Below are 17,996 nucleotides of genomic sequence, written 5' to 3'. Positions count from 1 at the left end.
TTACGAAGTCATCCGCCGGACGCCTGTGCCGCCTTCTGCTTCTGCTTCTGCTTCGAACCAAAGAAGCTCCAGTACACCCTCGCCCCCAGCAGCACCGCCACGATCACGCCAAAAATGAACGGCTCGGTGAAGTTGCTCTTCCCCGCCCTCATCCACCAGAAGTGCAAGATGCCCAGCGGCGCGATGATGTAGATCAGCCGGTGCAGCCACATCCAGCGCTTGCCCCCCAGCCGCTTCATCATCCCATTCGTGCTCGTCAGCGCCAGCGGTATCAGCAGCACAAACGCCGTGAACCCCACCAGGATGAACGGCCGCTTCGCCACATCCCTGAACATCGCCACCACGTCAAAGAAGTGGTCGAACCACAGGAAGGTCATGAAGTGCAGGAACGCGTAGAAAAACGCGAATACCCCCAGCATCCGCCGCAGCCTGTTCAGCCAGTTCATTCCGGTCAGGCGCCGCAGCGGTGTCACCAGCAAGGTCAGGCACAGGAGGCGCAGCGTCCAGTCCCCGGTCCCGCGCGTGATGAATTCCAGCGGCTCGACCAGCTGTCCGCTGTAGGTCAGCCACACCATGCGCGCCAGCGGCACCAGCGCCAGCACGAAGATTGCCGCCTTGATGCCGCTCAGCTGCTTCGAACCCGGGTTGAACGTCATCGCCATCAGAAGTACTTCTTGAGGTCCATGCCGGCATACATGGATGCCACCTCAGGATAGCCGTTGAACATCAGCGTCTTGCGCTTCTTGTTGAAGAAGCCGTCCACGCCGACCCTGCGCTCGGTGCCCTGCGACCAGCGCGGGTGGTCCACGTCGGGATTCACGTTCGAATAGAAGCCGTACTCCTGCGGCGCTGACTCGTTCCACGCGGTCTTCGGCTGGTCGCGCACGAAGCGGATCTTGACGATCGACTTGCCCGACTTGAAGCCGTACTTCCACGGCACCACCACCCGTACCGGCGCGCCGTTCTGGTTGGGCAGGGTCTGGCCGTACATGCCGAGGGTGAGCAGCGTGAGCGGGTGGTTGGCCTCGTCCATGCGCAGCCCTTCCACATACGGCCAGTCGAGCACGCGGCTGCCCAGGCCGGGCATCTGCGTGCGGTCGGCCAGCGTGGTGAACTCGACGTACTTGGCGTTCCCGGTGGGCTCGACCTTCTTGATCAGCTGCGACAGCGAATAGCCAACCCATGGGATCACCATCGACCAGCCTTCCACGCACCTCAGCCGGTACACGCGCTCTTCCAGCGGCGCCAGCTTGACCAGGCTGTCGATGTCGATCGTCATCGGCTTCCTGACCTCGCCCTCGATCGAAACCGTCCACGGCCGGGTCTTCAGCGTGTGCGCGTATTCGGCGGGGTCGGACTTGTCGAGCCCGAATTCGTAGAAGTTGTTGTAGCTGGCCGCGTCCCGGAAAGGCGTCTGCTTTTCAGGAACCGCGTAGGCGGGATTGGGTTTGCCGGCGAGTCGTTGTGCGGGAACCTGGGCAAACGCCTGGCGGTTTGCCATTTCCCACAGTGCGCTGCCGGCCACGGCGCCGACCGCCATCTGTGCGATGAAGCGGCGCCGCGATTCGTAGACTTCTTGCGGTGTAATTTCCGATCCGAACGGGATATCGGCACCGTTCGGACTGCGTTTGATCAGCATGGCGTGCTCCGGAAAATGAGTAGTAACATCTAAACATTACACCATTTTGCCGGAGCGGCAAGACACGGCTGCCCGGCTTACAGCGCCCCGTAGGAATGCAGGCCCGACAGGAACATGTTGACGCCGATGAAGGCGAAGGTGGTGACCAGCAGGCCTACCAGCGCCCACCACGCCGCCACGCGGCCGCGCAGGCCGGTTACGAGGCGCATGTGCAGCCAGGCGGCATAGTTGAGCCAGACGATCAGCGCCCAGGTCTCTTTCGGATCCCACGACCAGTAGCCGCCCCACGCTTCGGCCGCCCACAGCGCGCCGAGGATCGTCGCCACGGTGAAGAAGGCGAAGCCGACCGAGATGGCCTTGTACATCACGTCGTCCAGCACTTCCAGCGCCGGCAGGCGGTCCGCCAAAATGCCGTGCGACTTGAGCAGGTAGGCCGAGCCGACCATCGCGGCCAGCGCGAAGGTGCCGTAGCCGATGAAGTTGGCCGGTACGTGGATCTTCATCCACCAGCTCTGCAGCGCCGGCACCAGCGGTTCGATGCCGGAAGCGCCGCGCGACACCGTGTACCACAGCAGGAAGGCCACCGCCGCCGAGATGATCAGCATGACGAAGGCGCCCAGCGCACGCGTGGCGTAGTGCTGTTCGTAGTGCAGGTAGAACATGGCGGTGATCAGCGCGAACAGGATGAACACTTCATACAGGTTCGATACCGGGATGTGGCCGACGTCGGCGCCGATCAGGTAGGACTCGAACCAGCGCACCATCATGCCGGTCCAGCCGAGCACCACCGCGGCCCAGCACAGCTTGGAGCCGACCGAGGTGCCGAAGTCGGAACGGGACAGCAGGCCGACCCAGTAGAACACGGTCGAGAACACGAACAGCGCGCTCATCCACAAGATGGCGGACTGCGAAGACAGCATGTACTTGAGGAAGAATTTCTTGTTGGCGTTGGCCAGGTCGCCGCCGTACAGGCCGATGGCGCCCAGCGCCAGCAGCGCGACCAGCGGCAGCAGCCAGCGCATCGGCTTCCAGTGCCAGCCGACCACGGCGAAGGTAGGGGCGGACAGCAGCAGGATGGCTTTTTCGTAGCCGTCCATGTAGGCGCCATACTGGCTCAGGCCGTACAGCGCGCCCGCCATCAGGGCGATGGCGTACAGCCAGTCGATCACCGTCAGGCGCTTGAAGTAGCCCGGCGTCTGGGTGTAGGTTTGGGTTTGCGAAATTTCCATTGTTTTCTCCAGGAACCGCCGCCGGAATCCGGCGGCTTACAGCTTACGCCGATTGCGGCAGCTTCGCTTTCAGGTCGTTAAATTCATGTTCGAAATCGAGCGTCTTGCGCTGGGTGCTCATCGCCATCAGGGCGTGCGCGCTGCCACCCTCTTCGTCGCGCACCCAGATCCACACGCGGCGTTCGCGGATGTAGAACATGGCGAAGATGCCAAGCACCAGCAGCAGGCAGCCGACGTACACCACCGGCTTGCCCGGCGAGCGCGTCACCTGCAGCACCGACGCCTTCACTTCGTTGAATTCGTCCATCTGCAGGAACACCGGTGCGCCGTAGAAGACGCTGTCGGACAGCGCGTTGGTGGACAGCTGCAGGAAGCGCGCGTGCGTTTCATCGACCGTCACCGGCGCCAGCCCGTCCTTCGCGCGCGCGGCCTGCCACAGCTCCCACATGGTGCCGTTGAGGATCTTCATGAAGATGCCGGCGGCTTTTTCCTGCTCGTCGCGCGGGATCTTCTCGAGGAACTGCGACACCGCCATGTAGCCGCCCTGCTTGCCGTCGCCGGCGAAGATGGCGAGGCTGCGCGCGGCGGAGTCGCGCAGTTGCTGTTCCATGCCGCTGCTGCCGGAGCCGGTCAGCGCACGTTTGGCGTAGCTGGCGGCGGCGGAGTCGCGCAGGCCGGCGTCGGCCAGTGCGGCGCGCAGGCGCATCCACTCGCGCACGCTGTACTCGTCGTCGGCCGGGATGCGCAGGTAGCTGAACGGCTCGGACGGGGTCGAACGCACGCCGGCCAGGTAAACCTGGGCGCCGTCCAGCATCACCGGCTGCATGTAGTTCTGGAATTCGCGCGCCTGGCCGGTCTTGTCGCGCAGCTTGTAGGTCACGCTCGGGCCGACGTTCTTCAGGTCCTTGGTGTCGCGTTTGGCGCCGGAGCCAAGCTGCTTGTCCAGCCCTTCGGCGAGCTGCTGGTTGAGCGACTGGGTCTTGGTCACGGCGCGCACGTCGGTGCTGCCGATGTTTTCGACGTTGAACGGGCGGAAGCCCGACCATTCGACCGAGTACGTTTCGCCGCCGCGCCTGAGTTCGGTCGCCGAACCGACTTCGCCGGACATCGTAAACTGCGTCGCATCGGCGCCCGCCATCGGGAAGCCGGTCATCTTCAGCTTGGTGCCGCCGTCCTCGAAGCTGGACTGGTAGACCGCGATGCCCTTGTAGATCAGCGGCTTGTTCACTTCGATGGTGGCCGGGAAGGTCTTGCCGGTTTCGTGGTCCTGCACGATCACGTCGCTGGCGAACAGCTTCGGCATGCCGGTCGAGTAGAAGTCGATGTGGAACTTGGCCAGCTTGATGGTGAACGGCAGCTCCTGCACCAGCACGCCCGACGCCTGCGGGATCAGGGCGACGTCGCTGGCCGCCCCTTCCGGGATCATGGTGTTGCCGCGGTAGGTAGGGTTGCCCAGGCCAAGGCGGTGCTGCGCCGGAATGGCCGAGATCAGGCCGCTGCCGGTAAATGGCGTTTTGCCGAGGAACCACTGCTGGAAGCGGATCGGCAGGTCGGAGTCGAGCATGCCGCCGACCAGGATGATGATGATGGCCGAGTGCGCGAAAATGTAGCCGAACTTGTTGCCGGCGCCCTTCTTGGCCGTCACCAGCGTGGCGTTCGGCTTGTCGACGACTTTGGTCGAATAGCCGGCATCGAGCAGGCGCTGCGCGCTTTGCTGCGCCAGCGCGGCGCGGCCCAGCGGCGCTACCCATTCGGCCTTGTGGTGGAAATTGCGCAGCGAGATTTCGCGCACGTTCTCGCGCCAGCTGCGCATGTCCTTCATCAGCTTGGGCGTGGTGCGCACGATGCACAGGCCGGTCGACAGGATCAGGAAGCCGAGGATGGTCAGGAACCACCATGCCGAATACACGGCGTACAGTCCCAGCTTGTCGAACACGGCGAACCAGAACGGGCCGAACTGGTTGACGTAGTTCGTCATCGGTTCGTTCTGCTTCATCACGGTGCCGATCATGGCGGCGATCGAGATGATCGTCAGCAGGCTGATCGCAAAGCGCATCGACGATACCAGCTCGACCGCTTCGGCAAGCCGGCGCCTTTTCGTCTTCAATTCAATTCCGGTGGCGGTGCTCATTTCACTTCCAGTTCGCGCTCAAGCGGCCACAAAGAAACGACATTTGGTGGGCTTATCCGCGTAAACAAAAAGGGCAGCCCGCTTGCGCGCCGCCGCCCTAGAGGATCTTGCATCGGGAGATAAAATCCCGGCAAGCTCAGTTTTAAGGCACCACGCGGGTGCCGGTACTGTTACTTCAAGCCGGCGATGTAATCGGCAACGGCTTTCATTTCCTGATCGGACATGCGCTCGGCCAGGGTGGTCATCGGTGCGCTGTTCTTGCGCGCGCCGCCCTTGAATGCCTGCAGCTGGGCCACGGTGTAGTCGGCGTGCTGGCCGGACAGGCGTGGGAACTGGATCGGCATGCCGTTGCCGTTGGCGCCGTGGCAGCTTGCGCATGCTGCTACGCCGCGTTCGGCGATACCGCCGCGGTAGATCTTCTTGCCCAGTTCAACGGTGTCCTTGTTCTTCGCTGCGCCCTGCTTTGCCTTCTGGATTGCCAGGTAGGCGGAGATATCTTTCTTTTCCGCTTCGGTCAGCATCTTGGCGTAGAGGCTCATGACCGGCTGCTGGCGCTGCGGCGTGGTGAAGTCGACCAGCTGCTTGTGGGTGTAGGCTTCGAACTGCGCGGTCAGTTTCGGGTTGGCGGCGATGGTCGAGTTGCCGCCGGCGCCGTGGCAGGACACGCAGGCAGGCAGGCCGCGTGCTGCATCGCCGCTGTCGTACAGGGTTGCGCCTTTGGCGGCATCGGCCTTGGCGGCTGGCTGCGCGTGTTGTTCAGCGGCCGTCGCGAGGCTCGATACTGCCAGCGCGGCAACCAGGAAGGACTTCACAAACGCCGCACCGGCGGCCGGGAAAAACGCACGATTCATTCACACACCCTGACTTGTAAAAATTGAGTTCTTTGAAAATTTGGCAGTGCAACCGTATTGCCTCATCGACGCTGGAGCTACCGCGCCGCAACAATACGCAACCCCTTATTGTACAATAGCTTTCTCGGGTCATCGCCCCCTTTGTTGCAATTTCTGCCCATCCCCATGTCCAAACTCTGGCAAGCCCGCTTCTTTACGACCGTTAACCAACTGCGCGACCTGCCCGATACGCAGGTCCCCGAAATCGCTTTTGCGGGCCGTTCCAACGCGGGAAAATCGACCGCCATTAACATCCTGACAAACCAGAAGGGCCTGGCATTCGCATCGAAGACGCCGGGCCGAACCCAGCACATCAACTACTTCTCGATCGGCGGCGCCCACGTCGGCCAGCACCGCAAGGACCCGACCATCGTCGAGGAAATCCAGGGCTTGCTGGTCGACCTGCCGGGCTACGGCTACGCGGAAGTGTCCGGTTCGGCCAAGCTGCACTGGCAAAAACTGCTGGGCGACTACGTCCAGCGCCGCGAACAGCTGGCGGCGCTGGTGCTGATCATGGACTCGCGCCGCCCGTTCACCGACCTCGACGTGCAAATGCTGGAATGGTTCGCCCCGACCGGCAAGCCGATCCACTGCATCCTGACCAAGGCCGACAAGCTCAACAACAACGAGACGGCCAACGCCTTGCGCAAGGCGCGCGCCATGCTCGACAGCTATGTCGACGAAAACGGCGAAGGCTTCCCGTTCACGGTGCAGATGTTCTCGGCGCTCAAGCGCATCGGCATCGAAGAGGCGGACGCCAAGATCCTCGAACTGCTCGGCCTGAATGACAAGCCTGCTGACGACGCACCGGCTCAAGAGGCCGGCGTAGCGTCGCGCGACGGCGCCAAATAATTTTTATCACTTCTTTGGAACCCTGAGATGACGATACCAGCCACCTACCCGGCAATCCGCATGCGCCGCATGCGCCGCGACCCGTTCTCGCGCGCCCTGATGCGCGAAAACACCATCACCGCATCGGACCTGATCTATCCGGTATTCATCCTCGACGGCAGCAACCAGCGCCAGCAGGTTGGCTCGATGCCGGGCGTGGAGCGCGTGTCGGTCGATTTGCTGCTGGAATTGGCGCACGACTGCGTCAACCTGGGCATCCCCGCGCTGGCGCTGTTCCCGGTGATCGACGCCTCGCTCAAGACGCCGGACGGCATCGAAGCGACCAATCCGGACGGCCTGGTGCCGCGCGCCGTCCGCGCGCTCAAGAGCCGCTTCCCTGAACTGGGCATCGTCACCGACGTGGCGCTCGATCCGTTCACCACCCATGGCCAGGACGGCCTGATCGACGACAACGGCTACGTGCTGAACGACGTCACCATCGAGATGCTGATCCGCCAGGCGCTGACCCAGGCCGAGGCAGGCGTGGACGTGGTGGCGCCGTCGGACATGATGGACGGACGCATCGGTGCAATCCGCAAGGGGCTGGAAGAAAAGGGTTACATCCATACCCGCATCATGGCCTACTCGGCCAAGTATGCGTCGGCGTTCTACGGCCCGTTCCGCGATGCGGTGGGTTCGGGCTCGAACCTGGGCAAGGCCGACAAGAACACCTACCAGATGGACCCGGCCAATAGCGACGAAGCGCTGCGCGAGGTGGCGCTGGATATCGCCGAAGGCGCGGACATGGTGATGGTCAAGCCGGGCATGCCTTACCTGGACGTGGTGCGCCGCGTGAAGGACGAATTCAAGGTGCCGACCTTCGCTTACCAGGTCAGCGGCGAATACGCGATGATCAAGGCCGCCGCGCAGAATGGCTGGCTGGATCATGACAAGGTGATGATGGAATCGATGATGGCGTTCAAGCGCGCCGGGGCGGATGGGGTGCTGACCTACTTCGCGCGAGATATCGCGCGGATTCTTAAGTCGAAGGCGTAATTGACCGAAAGGCCGTAGGGCGGATAAGCGTAAGCGCATCCGCCGCTTTTTTTTTCGTCAACGGTGTTGGCCCGGACCGAAAACGGCGGATGCGCTTCGCTTATCCGCCCTACGATCCCGATGCGGCCTCCCCTACCGCCTGCCCCGCGGCGGCTTGTAATCCTCGAACATCTCCCTGAACAGGAACGCCTCCAGTTCCGCCGTATCCTGCACCCGCGCGCTCATCCTCACCACCCGCTGCAGCCTGCGCGAATCCCAGTCGAAATCGCCTACCTTCTCCTTGCGAATCAGCTCGATCATCTTCTTGACGATCGCCGTCTCGATATCCGGTTCGCGGCCCAGCTCCACGTTCACCTGCTGCAGCCACCTGCGCTTGAAGTTCGGATTCCAGCCGCGGAATTTCAGCTGCGCGCTTGAAAACGTCTTGTCGGTGACCTCGAAAATTCCGCCAGTCTCGTTGCTGTCGTTCTGGGCGCGCCCATTGGCCGCCGCGATGTTGGCCAGCGCATTCCTCATGCCGCGCGCCGCTTCGCTTTCCGGCGCCGGCGGTTCTTCCGACTGTCCCCGCTCCGCGCGCTTCCTTGCGATGCGCGCGGCCATGTCCTCGTCCTGCGGCGCCTCCAGCTTTTTCGGCGGTTCCTCCGCCAGCTTGACCGGCTTCTCGTTCGGCAGCGTAATCGTGTCCGGCAGGCGTTCGACGTTCAGCACCGGCTCCGGCCTGGCCTTGGCCGCCTTGCTGGCCTGCTTGCGCGGCTCGCTTTTCGGCTTCGGCTGCGCCTTCGGCCTTTCGCTGATGGGCGAAACATAGACCATCCCGCCGCCGGCCGGCGGCTTGAGGGTGATGTCCTTGTCTGGCTTGAAGAGGTAGAGCGCGACCAGCAGCAGGTGCAGCCCCACCGTGACAGCCAGGCCGACCCGGTTGACGCGCGCGCTTCCATACACGGGAACCGCGGACGGCAGCGCCTGGCCGCAGTGCTCGCAGTATCCGGTGTTTGCCGGGGAAGAATGGGAATGGTCACGCAAGTTCAAATACGGCTTTCCAGGCTGCAGCAAAGTCGAAATGGGGGATGAGGGCGCAGTCTATACGTTTTGGGATAATTGCGCACGGGCAGGACACCTTGTAGAGCTTACAAGGTGCGGAGAGCGATAGTTGTTACAAGATGTATCAGCAGCGCTGGAGTGCGAGTCCGCTGGCCAGGCGCGGAGCCCGTTTTTTCGGAGCGGCCGGATGGCGCGCCGCCAGCTGGGTGAACAGCTCGCGCACGCAGCGGTCGGCGTCGAGCACCTGGCGCGAATGAATGCGCGGGCGCGGCAAGGCGTGGGTGTAGTAATGCGCGCCTTCGACCAGGCAGCCGACCGCCCACAGGGTGGAACTGGCGCGCCCCGAGCGTCCGACCGGGTGGTTGGCGTAATCGATATCCAGCCCGCCGGGATGGAAGCCGCCATTGAAGTACGGCCGCACGATACCGCGCTTGACCAGGTTGCGGGTGAACACCGAATCGTCGCTCTCGGGCGAGTAGGTATCCAGCCGCGCCACCACCAGCACGTCGGCGTGCGCGGTGACGGTTCCGTTACCGATTTTCGTATACAGCGCGAACCGGGAGCGTTCCTCGTCGATGCGCAGCGCGGCGTTGGGCCCCGGCGCCACCGACAGCACGCCGGCGTCCATCAGCGCCAGCAGCTGGGCGTTGCGCTGGCACGGCGGGCCGAAGGTGATGCGGTTGATGGCGGGGTTATACACGTTGAGGAACTTGCGGTGCGAGGCCGGCGCCAGCCCGCCATTTTCGACCACGTCCTGCAGCACCGCGCGGGCGTCGCGCAGCACGTCGGCCGCGGCTTTTGCCGGACTGCCAAGGTTGCCGCGCCCGGCTTCGCACAGGTCCTGTTCCAGGCAGTTACGGAAGAAGGCGCGGAATTCGGCGGCGCTGCCGAAACTGCGCCCGCGCAGCGGGAACAGCATGGCGTCGATGGCTTCCTTCTCGTCCTCGCCCACCGCATACCAGCCGGCGTCGGGCGCCACGCCGTCGGCGACCGTGCGCCAGGCGTAGCCCATTTCCTTGATCACGAGGGGAAACAGGTCGCGGTCGAAATCGAGCTGGCCGCCCAGCCCCGCGCGCAGGCGCTGCTCGCGCATTTCCGCGACCGCGTCGCGCGTGAAGAAGCGGGCCTGGTGGCGGCCCGCCAGCCCTTTCTGGTTGACGCCGCGCGCCAGTGCCGGCATGCAGTTGCGCGAGAAGAGTATCAGTTGCGGCTCCATCCCGGAACGGATGTGATGCAACTCGCCGTCTTCCGTGACGAATTCGCCGCCCCGACCTACCGTCAGCTCGGCTACCACGTCGTGCGCGGTAAGGCCGAGGCCCTGCACCGCCACGGTGGCGTCGGCGGCGATGCCGGCCAGCCGGTCCAGCGGGTACACGTGGCGCACGAAACCCAGCTTGCTGTTGTAGCGCGCATGGTCCTGGGCAAAGTTGCGGTACCAGGCTTCTTCGTCGGTGAGCTTGTTGCGGCAGTGGCCAGTGGCAAGGAAAACGAAGTCGCTGGCCAGCGAGAAGCCGTTTTCCAGCTCGACCAGGTAGCCGCCGCCGGGCTGGGGCGCCATGTCGGCGGCGCGCTGGCGCAGGTGCCGGATGGTCATCGACGGCGGCGCCGCGCCCGCCACCTGCGCGTAGGCCCAAGACAGGTAGAGCCCGAGCAGCTGGCGCGGCAGGTAATCGTCGTCGGTGATTTCCTCGCCCCCGCCGGCGGCGCCGGCCTTGACGAACTGTTCGCCGAAGCGGCGGTAGCCCTGCGCGCGCGCCCATTCGGTCAGCGAAGGCGCCTCGCAGGCGCACGGTATTTGCACCGCTTCGGCGAACGGGAAGATGGTGACCTGGCTGGCCAGGGTGTTAATCAGGAGGTGCTGCGGCTGGCGCGGCAGGTGCACGCCGGGCCCGCATTCGCCCGGGTCGACCAGGTTGACCTGAAGGGGAAGCGGCACTGTGCGCGCGAAGGCGACGATCCGCTCGAGGATGGACATGCCGCGCGGGCCAATGCCGATGATGGTGACGCTGGACCGTTCCATCAGAATTGCTCCGAGAAACCCTGTCCTCCAGGGCAGGGAGTGAAAGGAGCCGGGCGCGACGCGCCCGCAGCCGTCCAAGTGAAAAAATGTTTTGAACTTTGGTGTTGGTCCACGGTCAAACTCCGTAAGTGCTTCAGTATGCGATTACGCGCTGGGGCATGACTTACTAGTACCGCTTTTTCCAATCCGCAGACGCCTTAGGCGAGGTCGAGAGATATCCTGTGGATTGAATAAGAAGCTGGGCTCGTTTCAGTCCGGCCTCCGTCTGGGGCATCAGACGCCAGCAGTGGGAATCCCCTTTCGTTCACGAAGGGGAGGATGTCAAGTCGACCGCCTGCCATGTCCAAAGCAAGGCCCATGGTAGGCAGACGGTCAATCGCACACGTTGTTGCAGGTCAATTGAAACCTTGCGGCAAGTTCAACCTGCTGCGGCGTCGCGCTTCAACTGCTCCTCGCGCAGCAGGCGGGCGCGGGCGGCCACCTGCCCGCCTTCCGGCGCCCCGGCGTCGCCCGGCTCGCGCGGGGCCGGCTGTTCGGCCAGCGGCGGCAGCGAGGCGGCGTCGCGCGCGGCCAGCTGCTCGTCCGACAGCGGTCCGGTGCCGCTGTACTTGTCGAGGTAGAGGTAGATCACCGGGGTGATGTACAGCGTGATCACTTGCGAGAACAGCAGGCCGCCCACCACGGCCAAGCCGAGCGGCTGGCGCAGTTCGGCGCCGGCGCCCATGCCCAGCGCGATCGGGATCGCGCCCATCATCGCCGCCAGCGTCGTCATCAGGATCGGGCGGAAGCGCAGCAGGCAAGCTTCGCGGATCGCGTCGTGCGGGCTCTTGCCCTCGACCCGCTGCGCGTGCAGCGCGAAGTCGATCATCATGATCGCGTTCTTCTTGACGATCCCGATCAGCATCAGGATGCCGATGATGGCGATCATGGTCAGGTCGAGGCCGAACAGCTCCAGGGTCAGCAGCGCGCCCACCGCGGCCGACGGCAGGCCGGCCAGGATGGTCAGCGGGTGGATATAGCTTTCGTACAGCACGCCGAGCAGCACGTAGATCACGCCCAGCGCCGCGACGATCAGGATCACCTGGCTGGCCTGCGATTCCTCGAACACCGCCGCGTCGCCGCCGTAGCGCGTGATGACGGAGGCCGGCAGCTTCATGTCGGTGGCCATGCGGTCGATCTTGGCGGTGGCGTTACCCAGCGGGACTTCGGGCGGCAGGTTGAACGACAGCGTGATCGCCTGCAGCTGGCCCTGGTGATTGACCGAGGTCGGGCCCACAGTGCGCTCCACCGTGGCGAAGCTGGACAGCTTGACCAGCGCGCCGGTGTTGCTGCGCACCGAGACGCGGGTCAGCGCGTCGTCGAACTGGCGGTCGGCCGCATCGGCTTCCATGATGACGTTGTAGCTGGCCGCCGGCGAGTAGATGGTCGAGACCTGGCGCTCGCCGAAGGACGCGTAGAGCGCGGTGCGCACGTCGGCCATTTCCACGCCGAGGGTGGCGGCCTTGTCGCGGTCGACGTTCAGGCGCGCCTGCAGGCCGCCCTGCTGCGAATCGCTGGTGACGTCGCGGAAGTCCGGGTCGGCGCGCATGCGGTCGAGGAATTTGTTGGCCCATTCGTTCAGGTCGTCCGCGCGCACGCTCTGCAGCGTGTACTGGTAGCGGCTCTTGCTCTGGCGTCCGCCAAGCTGCAGGTTCTGGGTCGGGCTGAGGAACACCGACACGCCCGGCACCGCGCGCGTGTCCTTGCGCAGTTCGTCGACGACTTCCGGCATCTTCTTGCGCTCGTCGCGCGGCTTGAGCATCACGAACATGCGGCCGGTATTGCCGCCGCCGGTGAACGAGGTCACATCCTGCACCGCAGGATGAGCGCGCACGATGGCCACCACCTTGTCCTGCAACTGCGCCATCGCGTCGGTCGAGGTTTCTTCCGCCGCTTCGACGCTGATGCGCAGCCGGCCCAGGTCTTCCTCGGGGAAGAAGCCCTTCGGGATGGTGGCGTACATGACGACGGTCAGCGCGAAGGTGCCGACCGCGACCAGCAGCACGATGGTGCGGTGCGCCAGCGCGATGTCGAGGGTTTTCTGGTAGCCGGTGCGGACCTTTTCGAAGCCCGCCTCGAAGTGGCGGCCGACGAAGTTTTTCTTGCCCGGTCCGTGGTCGCCATGGGCCGGCAGCAGGCGGCTGGCCAGCATCGGCACCAGGGTCAGCGACACCACGGCCGACACCAGCACCGCCAGGCCGACCACGACGGCAAATTCGTGGAACAGCAGGCCGATCACGCCAGGCATGAAGAAGATCGGGATGAACACCGCCACCAGCGAGATCGAGATCGAGATGATGGTGAAGCCCATCTCCTTCGAACCGATCAGGGCGGCGGCCAGCGGGCGCTTGCCCATTTCGATATGCCGCACGATGTTTTCCAGCACCACGATGGCGTCGTCGACCACCAACCCGACCGCCAGCGTAATGCCGAGCAGGGACACGTTGTCGAGGCTGTAGCCGAGCCAGTACAGCAGGCCCACCGCGCCGAGCAGCGAGATCGGCATCGTAACCGCCGGGATGAAGGTGGCGGAGGCACGGTGCAGGAACAGGAAGATCACCAGGATCACCAGCACCACCGTGAACGCCAGCGTCAGCTCGACGTCATGGATCGCCTCGCGGATCGAGACCGAGCCGTCGTTGACGAGGCTGAGCTTGATCGATGCCGGCACCTGGGCCTGGAAGCGCGGCAGCAGCGCGCGCACCGCGTCGACCACCTGCACCGTGTTCGCGTTCGGCTGGCGCTGCACCATCAGCACGATCGAGCGTTCGCCGTTGAAGCTGCCGGCGGCCTTGACCGACTGGAAGCTGTCCTCGACGGTGGCGACGTCGCGCAGGCGCACCGGCTGGCCGTTGCGAGTGGCGACGATGATCTCGGCGAACTCGGACGCCTTCATCAGCTGGGCATTGCCCTGGATGGTCAGGGTCTGGTTGGGGCCATCGAGCACGCCCAGCGGCGAATTCGAATTGGCGGCGCGCAGCGCGGCGGCCAGCTCGTCGAGCGAGATGTCGCGCGCGTTCATCAGGTCGGCCTTGGTGCGCACGCGCACGGCAAAGCGCTTCTGGCCATTGACCGTCACCTGCGCCACGCCCGGCAGGGTCGACAGGCTGGGCGCGATCAGGTTTTCGGCGTAGTCGTTCAGGTCGGACAGGCTCATCGACGGCGAGGTCATCGCCATGAACAGCACCGGCGCGTCGGCCGGGTTGACCTTGCGGTACGACGGCAGGTCCGTCATCTCCTGCGGCAGCGCGCGCTGGGCGCCGAGCAGCGCCGCCTGCACGTCGACTGCGGCTTCGTTGACGTCGATTTTCGGGTCGAATTCCAGGGTCAGGCTGGTGTTGCCCTGGGTGCTGGTGGAGGTGATGATCTTGATGCCGGAAATCGTCGAGAACTGCTTCTCGAGCGGCAGCGCCACCGACGAAGCCATGGTCTCCGGGCTGGCGCCGGGCAGGTTGGCGTTGACGTTGATGACCGGGGTGTTATAGCTCGGCAGCGCCGCGACCGGAATGTTGATGTAGGCGAGGATACCAACCAGCACCAGGCTGATCGACAACAGCACCACCATCACCGGACGGCGGATGCAGATTTCGGAGATGCTCATGTCGTTGCTTCCTTCTGTGCCGGCGGTGCGCCGTCGCGACGGGCGCCGCCGCGCTTGCCGCCGTCACCCTTCGGGGCTTCGTCCGCGAGGCGTACCTTGCCGCCCGGGCGCAGGTTCTGCTTGCCCTCGGTGATGACTTTTTCGCTGCCCGACAGGCCGGTGACGACCGCGTCGGTGCCGAAGGCGTGGACCCGCTGCACCGGTACTTCCTGCGCGGCCTGGCCTTCGCCGACCACGTATACGAAGGTACCACGCGTATTAATGATGAGGGCATTCTGCGGGACGACGGTAGCGTCCTTCAGCGTGCGCAAGGTCACGCGGGTGGACACGTACTGGCCCGGCCACAGCTTCGAATCGCGGTTGTCGAATTGCGCCTTGACCCGGATGGTGCCGGCCTTCGGGTCGACCGTGTTGTCGATGAAGTTCAGCTTGCCGACGGCCGGCTCGCCGCCCGCGGTTTCGGCCACCACGTCCACCGTGCCGGCGCGCTGGGCCGCGAGCAGGTCGGACAGCGCCGATTCCGGCAGCGTGAAGGCGACGTTGACCGGGTCGACCTGGGTGATCGTCGTAAGCGAGGTGGACAGCTGCACCAGGCTGCCCGGGTGGACGTCAATGGCGCCGACCCGGCCCGACATCGGCGCGCGGACGATGGTGCCTAGCTGGCGCTCCACGCGCTCGCCTGCAAGCGCGCCTGGTTGGACCGCGACCGCGGCGCGCCCGCCGCCTCGACTTGGCTGCGCAGGGTGTCGACCGCGCTGTGCCGATGAACTTCTGCGCCACCAGCTCTTGGTTGCGCTGGTATTGGCGCTCGAGGTCGGCCAGGGGGCGCGGTCACGCGCCAGCTGGGCCTGGGCCTTGTCGACATGTGGCGCGCGCGTTGCGGGTTCGTCGAGCCGAGAACACTCAGGTTCGCCCCGTTTGACGAACTGGCCTTCCTTGATGTGAACCTTGCGGATCGTGTGGTGTCGGCGAGATGCGGGTCGACGGTGCGACCGGCGTGACGTGCCCGTTAGCGCCTGCAGTTAGTATCGGGGGACCGGCACGTCGCGGCGCACCGGCGCCACCACGTTGACCACCACCGGCGGCTGGGCGCCGCCGGGCCGCCCTTGCCGCCCGCAGGCGCCGACGCGCCGTTGACGTCGCGGTTCATGTACCAGGCGGCCGTGCCGACAATGGCGATCACGCCGACGGCGAGTACGATGTTCTTCTGCTTCATTTGATGTCCTGGCCGCTCGCGGGCGGCTCTTCGTCAGTTATTTATGGATAAGGCAAGGCGATCACGCCGCGTTTATTTACCGGGATAAGCCTGGGGCAGCACAAGGGTCACTTCCAGCCCGCCGTCGAGGTGGTTGGCCAGCGTGACGCTGCCGCCGTGCTGCTCCGCGATATTGCGTGCGATCGGCAGGCCAAGGCCGGTGCCGCCCGACTCGCGCGAACGCGAGCTTTCGACGCGGTAGAACGGCTCGAACACGCGCGCCTGCTCGTCGCGGGCGATGCCGGGACCGCGGTCGCGGATGCGGATGCGCGCGGCGCCGGCCGCGCGCTCGACGGTCAGTTCGGCCTGGTTGCCGTACTTGACCGCGTTGTCGATCAGGTTGGCGAGGCAGCGCCGCAAGGCCAGCGGGCGGCCCATGACGGCCATGCCGGCGCGCCCGTGCAGCGCCACCCGCTGGCTGGCGTCGGTGGCGTCCGAGCACACGCTGTCGAGCAGCGAGTCGAGGTCGAGCGCCTGCATCGCTTCGGTATTGTCGGTGCTGCGCGCCAGGTCCAGGCCTTCGCGCACCATTTGCTGCATCGCCGACAGGTCGCCGATCAGGCGCTCCTGCAGATCGTGGTCGCCGACCTTTTCCAGCCGCAGGCGCATGCGCGTCAGCGGGGTCTGCAGGTCGTGGGTGATCGCGGCCAGCATCTGGGTGCGCTGCGCGATGTACTGGCGGATGCGCGCCTGCATGGCATTGAAGGCGGCGCTGGCCTGGCGAATCTCGCTGGCGCCTTCGAGCACCAGCGGCGGGTGGTTGATGTCGTTGCCGAGATCTTTCGCCGCCTGCGCCAGCTGCTTGAGCGGGCGCGTGGTCATGCGCGCGACCAGGTAGGCCAGGACCGCGATACTGCCCAGGAACAGCGCGATGATCAGGCGGTAGTCGGTCTCGGTGGCCAGTACCGATGGCGGCGGCGGCAGGATCTGCAGGCGCAGCCGTCCGCCGTCGGGCAGGTTCACGTCGATGCTTTCGCAGGCGCCCTTCCACAGCGCTTCCTTCGGCCCGAAGATGCTGGACTGGGGGCGCGGGATATCGCATTCCTTCGGGCGCGCGGCAATGGTCGCGAACTGGTAACCCTTGCCCATGCGCTGGGCCAGCGCGGCGGTGAATTCGGAGTGCTGCGGCGCCACCGGCAGCGCGCCGGTCACTTCTTCCAGCCGTATGCCGGGGCGGTTGGCGACGCCCAGGTAGGCCAGGCGCGCCGAGGCGGGCACGATTTCGGCGGCCGTGATCAGCTGCTCGGCGCGGTCGAGCGCATGGATGCTGCGGAAATCCGAGATCACGCGCTGGCGCTCGGCCTCGGCCAGCAGCTGGGTCAGCGCAGCCGAGAATACGGTACCGAGCAGCAGGGTCAGGAACACGCGCCCGGTCATCGATCCGAAGAACGCCCTCATGCGCCTGGCTCCACGGTAACTTGCCCCGCCAGCACGTAGCCGCCGTTGCGCACCGTCTTGATGATCTGCGGCAGGCGCGCGTCCTCGCCCAGCTTCTGGCGCAGGCGGCTGATCTGGATGTCGATCGAGCGGTCGAACGGGTCGGCGTCGCGGCCCTGCGTGAGGTTCAGCAGCTGGTCGCGGTTGAGCACGCGGTTCGGGTGCTCGAGGAACACGCGCAGCAGGCGGAACTCGGCGCCCGACAGCATGATCACCAGGCCGTCCGGGTTGATCAGGTGGCGCGCGGTGAGGTCGAGCGTCCAGCCGGAGAAGCGCATGCGCTGGGCGTTGTCGAACGGGGTGTTCGACGGCATCGCGTGGCTGCGCCGCAGCACGCTGCGGATGCGGGCCAGCAGCTCGCGCGGTTCGAACGGCTTGGGCAGGTAGTCGTCGGCGCCCATCTCGAGGCCGAGGATGCGGTCGAGCGGTTCGCTGCGCGCGGTGAGCATGATCACCGGCATGGTCGAGGTGGCGCGCAGCTTGCGGCACAGGGTCAGGCCGTCGTCGCCCGGCATGTTCAGGTCGAGCACGATCAGGTCGGGGCGCGCGTCGTCGAGCGCCTTCCACATGCCGGCGCCGTCGGGCGCAACCAGGGCGCGGTAGCCGTTGGCCTCGAGGTAGTCGGCCAGCAGTGAACGGATGTCGCGGTCGTCGTCGACGATGAGAATAGTAGAGGGAGTATCCATAACCGCAATTATCCTGACTTAAGGACAGCCTGCACGGCCTATTTGTATCGCTGTGTATATTGACAGGGAAGCGATACAAACAGATACAAACTCTCGGGCAGCGGACACTGCGTCGTTACATCCCAGGGCCATGATGGATCC

At 65.2% G+C, this 17,996-nt stretch carries 14 protein-coding genes; 2 read left to right on the top strand and 12 right to left on the bottom strand.

The annotated features are described in order from the left end of the window. Positions 1-8: 8 nt before the first annotated feature. The 5 genes from msrQ to D3872_RS16365 form a co-directional block, all read right to left on the bottom strand. Complete coding sequence (msrQ, locus tag D3872_RS16385) at positions 9-656, bottom strand: protein-methionine-sulfoxide reductase heme-binding subunit MsrQ (protein WP_119811832.1); 648 nt, start codon at positions 654-656, stop codon at positions 9-11. 5 nt (positions 657-661) lie between these two features. Continuing rightward, positions 662-1,639 (bottom strand): protein-methionine-sulfoxide reductase catalytic subunit MsrP, encoded by a 978-nt coding sequence (gene msrP, locus D3872_RS16380; protein ID WP_119811807.1) that lies wholly within the window; start codon positions 1,637-1,639, stop codon positions 662-664. Between the two features lie 77 nt (positions 1,640-1,716). Beyond that, positions 1,717-2,868, bottom strand: a complete 1,152-nt coding sequence (ccsB, locus tag D3872_RS16375; RefSeq protein ID WP_119811806.1) for a c-type cytochrome biogenesis protein CcsB — start codon at positions 2,866-2,868, stop codon at positions 1,717-1,719. Positions 2,869-2,911: 43 nt separating this feature from the next. After that, complete coding sequence (locus D3872_RS16370; protein WP_119811805.1) at positions 2,912-4,999, bottom strand: cytochrome c biogenesis protein ResB; 2,088 nt, start codon at positions 4,997-4,999, stop codon at positions 2,912-2,914. Between the two features lie 170 nt (positions 5,000-5,169). Next, the gene (locus D3872_RS16365; RefSeq protein ID WP_119811804.1) at positions 5,170-5,850 is read right to left on the bottom strand and encodes a c-type cytochrome; all 681 of its coding nucleotides are present in this window, start codon (positions 5,848-5,850) and stop codon (positions 5,170-5,172) included. A gap of 165 nt (positions 5,851-6,015) precedes the next feature. Between D3872_RS16365 and yihA the strand changes: the two genes are divergently transcribed. Both yihA and hemB read left to right on the top strand, forming a co-directional pair. Next, on the top strand, positions 6,016-6,741 hold the full coding sequence (gene yihA, locus D3872_RS16360) for a ribosome biogenesis GTP-binding protein YihA/YsxC (RefSeq protein ID WP_119811803.1): 726 nt from the start codon (positions 6,016-6,018) through the stop codon (positions 6,739-6,741). A gap of 27 nt (positions 6,742-6,768) precedes the next feature. Further along, positions 6,769-7,776, top strand: a complete 1,008-nt coding sequence (gene hemB / locus D3872_RS16355; protein ID WP_119811802.1) for a porphobilinogen synthase — start codon at positions 6,769-6,771, stop codon at positions 7,774-7,776. A 132-nt stretch (positions 7,777-7,908) separates the two neighbouring features. On the opposite strand, the gene D3872_RS16350 is transcribed toward hemB, so the two are convergent. The 7 genes from D3872_RS16350 to D3872_RS16325 all read right to left on the bottom strand — a co-directional run bounded on the left by D3872_RS16350 (position 7,909) and on the right by D3872_RS16325 (position 17,855). Further along, positions 7,909-8,805, bottom strand: a complete 897-nt coding sequence (locus D3872_RS16350) for a hypothetical protein (protein ID WP_229459361.1) — start codon at positions 8,803-8,805, stop codon at positions 7,909-7,911. A 136-nt stretch (positions 8,806-8,941) separates the two neighbouring features. Beyond that, a complete protein-coding gene (locus D3872_RS16345) occupies positions 8,942-10,837 on the bottom strand; it encodes an FAD/NAD(P)-binding protein (RefSeq protein WP_119811801.1) in 1,896 nt (631 codons plus the stop codon). A 418-nt stretch (positions 10,838-11,255) separates the two neighbouring features. Beyond that, positions 11,256-14,477, bottom strand: coding sequence for an efflux RND transporter permease subunit (locus D3872_RS16340; RefSeq protein WP_119811800.1), 3,222 nt, complete (start codon positions 14,475-14,477; stop codon positions 11,256-11,258). Next, positions 14,474-15,418 carry an efflux RND transporter periplasmic adaptor subunit gene (locus tag D3872_RS16335; RefSeq protein ID WP_229459366.1) on the bottom strand — a complete coding sequence of 315 codons (945 nt, stop codon included), beginning with the start codon at positions 15,416-15,418 and terminating at the stop codon, positions 14,474-14,476. The genes D3872_RS16340 and D3872_RS16335 overlap by 4 nt, the downstream gene beginning before the upstream one ends. A gap of 68 nt (positions 15,419-15,486) precedes the next feature. Then, on the bottom strand, positions 15,487-15,693 hold the full coding sequence (locus D3872_RS26595) for a hypothetical protein (RefSeq protein WP_229459360.1): 207 nt from the start codon (positions 15,691-15,693) through the stop codon (positions 15,487-15,489). 72 nt (positions 15,694-15,765) lie between these two features. Beyond that, a complete protein-coding gene (locus D3872_RS16330) occupies positions 15,766-17,130 on the bottom strand; it encodes an ATP-binding protein (RefSeq protein ID WP_119811799.1) in 1,365 nt (454 codons plus the stop codon). Beyond that, positions 17,127-17,855: a response regulator gene (locus D3872_RS16325; protein ID WP_119811798.1), complete on the bottom strand. Its 729-nt coding sequence runs from the start codon at positions 17,853-17,855 to the stop codon at positions 17,127-17,129. The genes D3872_RS16330 and D3872_RS16325 overlap by 4 nt, the downstream gene beginning before the upstream one ends. Positions 17,856-17,996: the final 141 nt, after the last annotated feature.

Origin of the sequence: Massilia cavernae (assembly GCF_003590855.1) — a bacterium.
Lineage (GTDB): Bacteria > Pseudomonadota > Gammaproteobacteria > Burkholderiales > Burkholderiaceae_D > Telluria_A > Telluria_A cavernae.
Note: the sequence above shows the minus strand (reverse complement) of the source record. Positions and strands in the feature narration are given on the sequence as shown.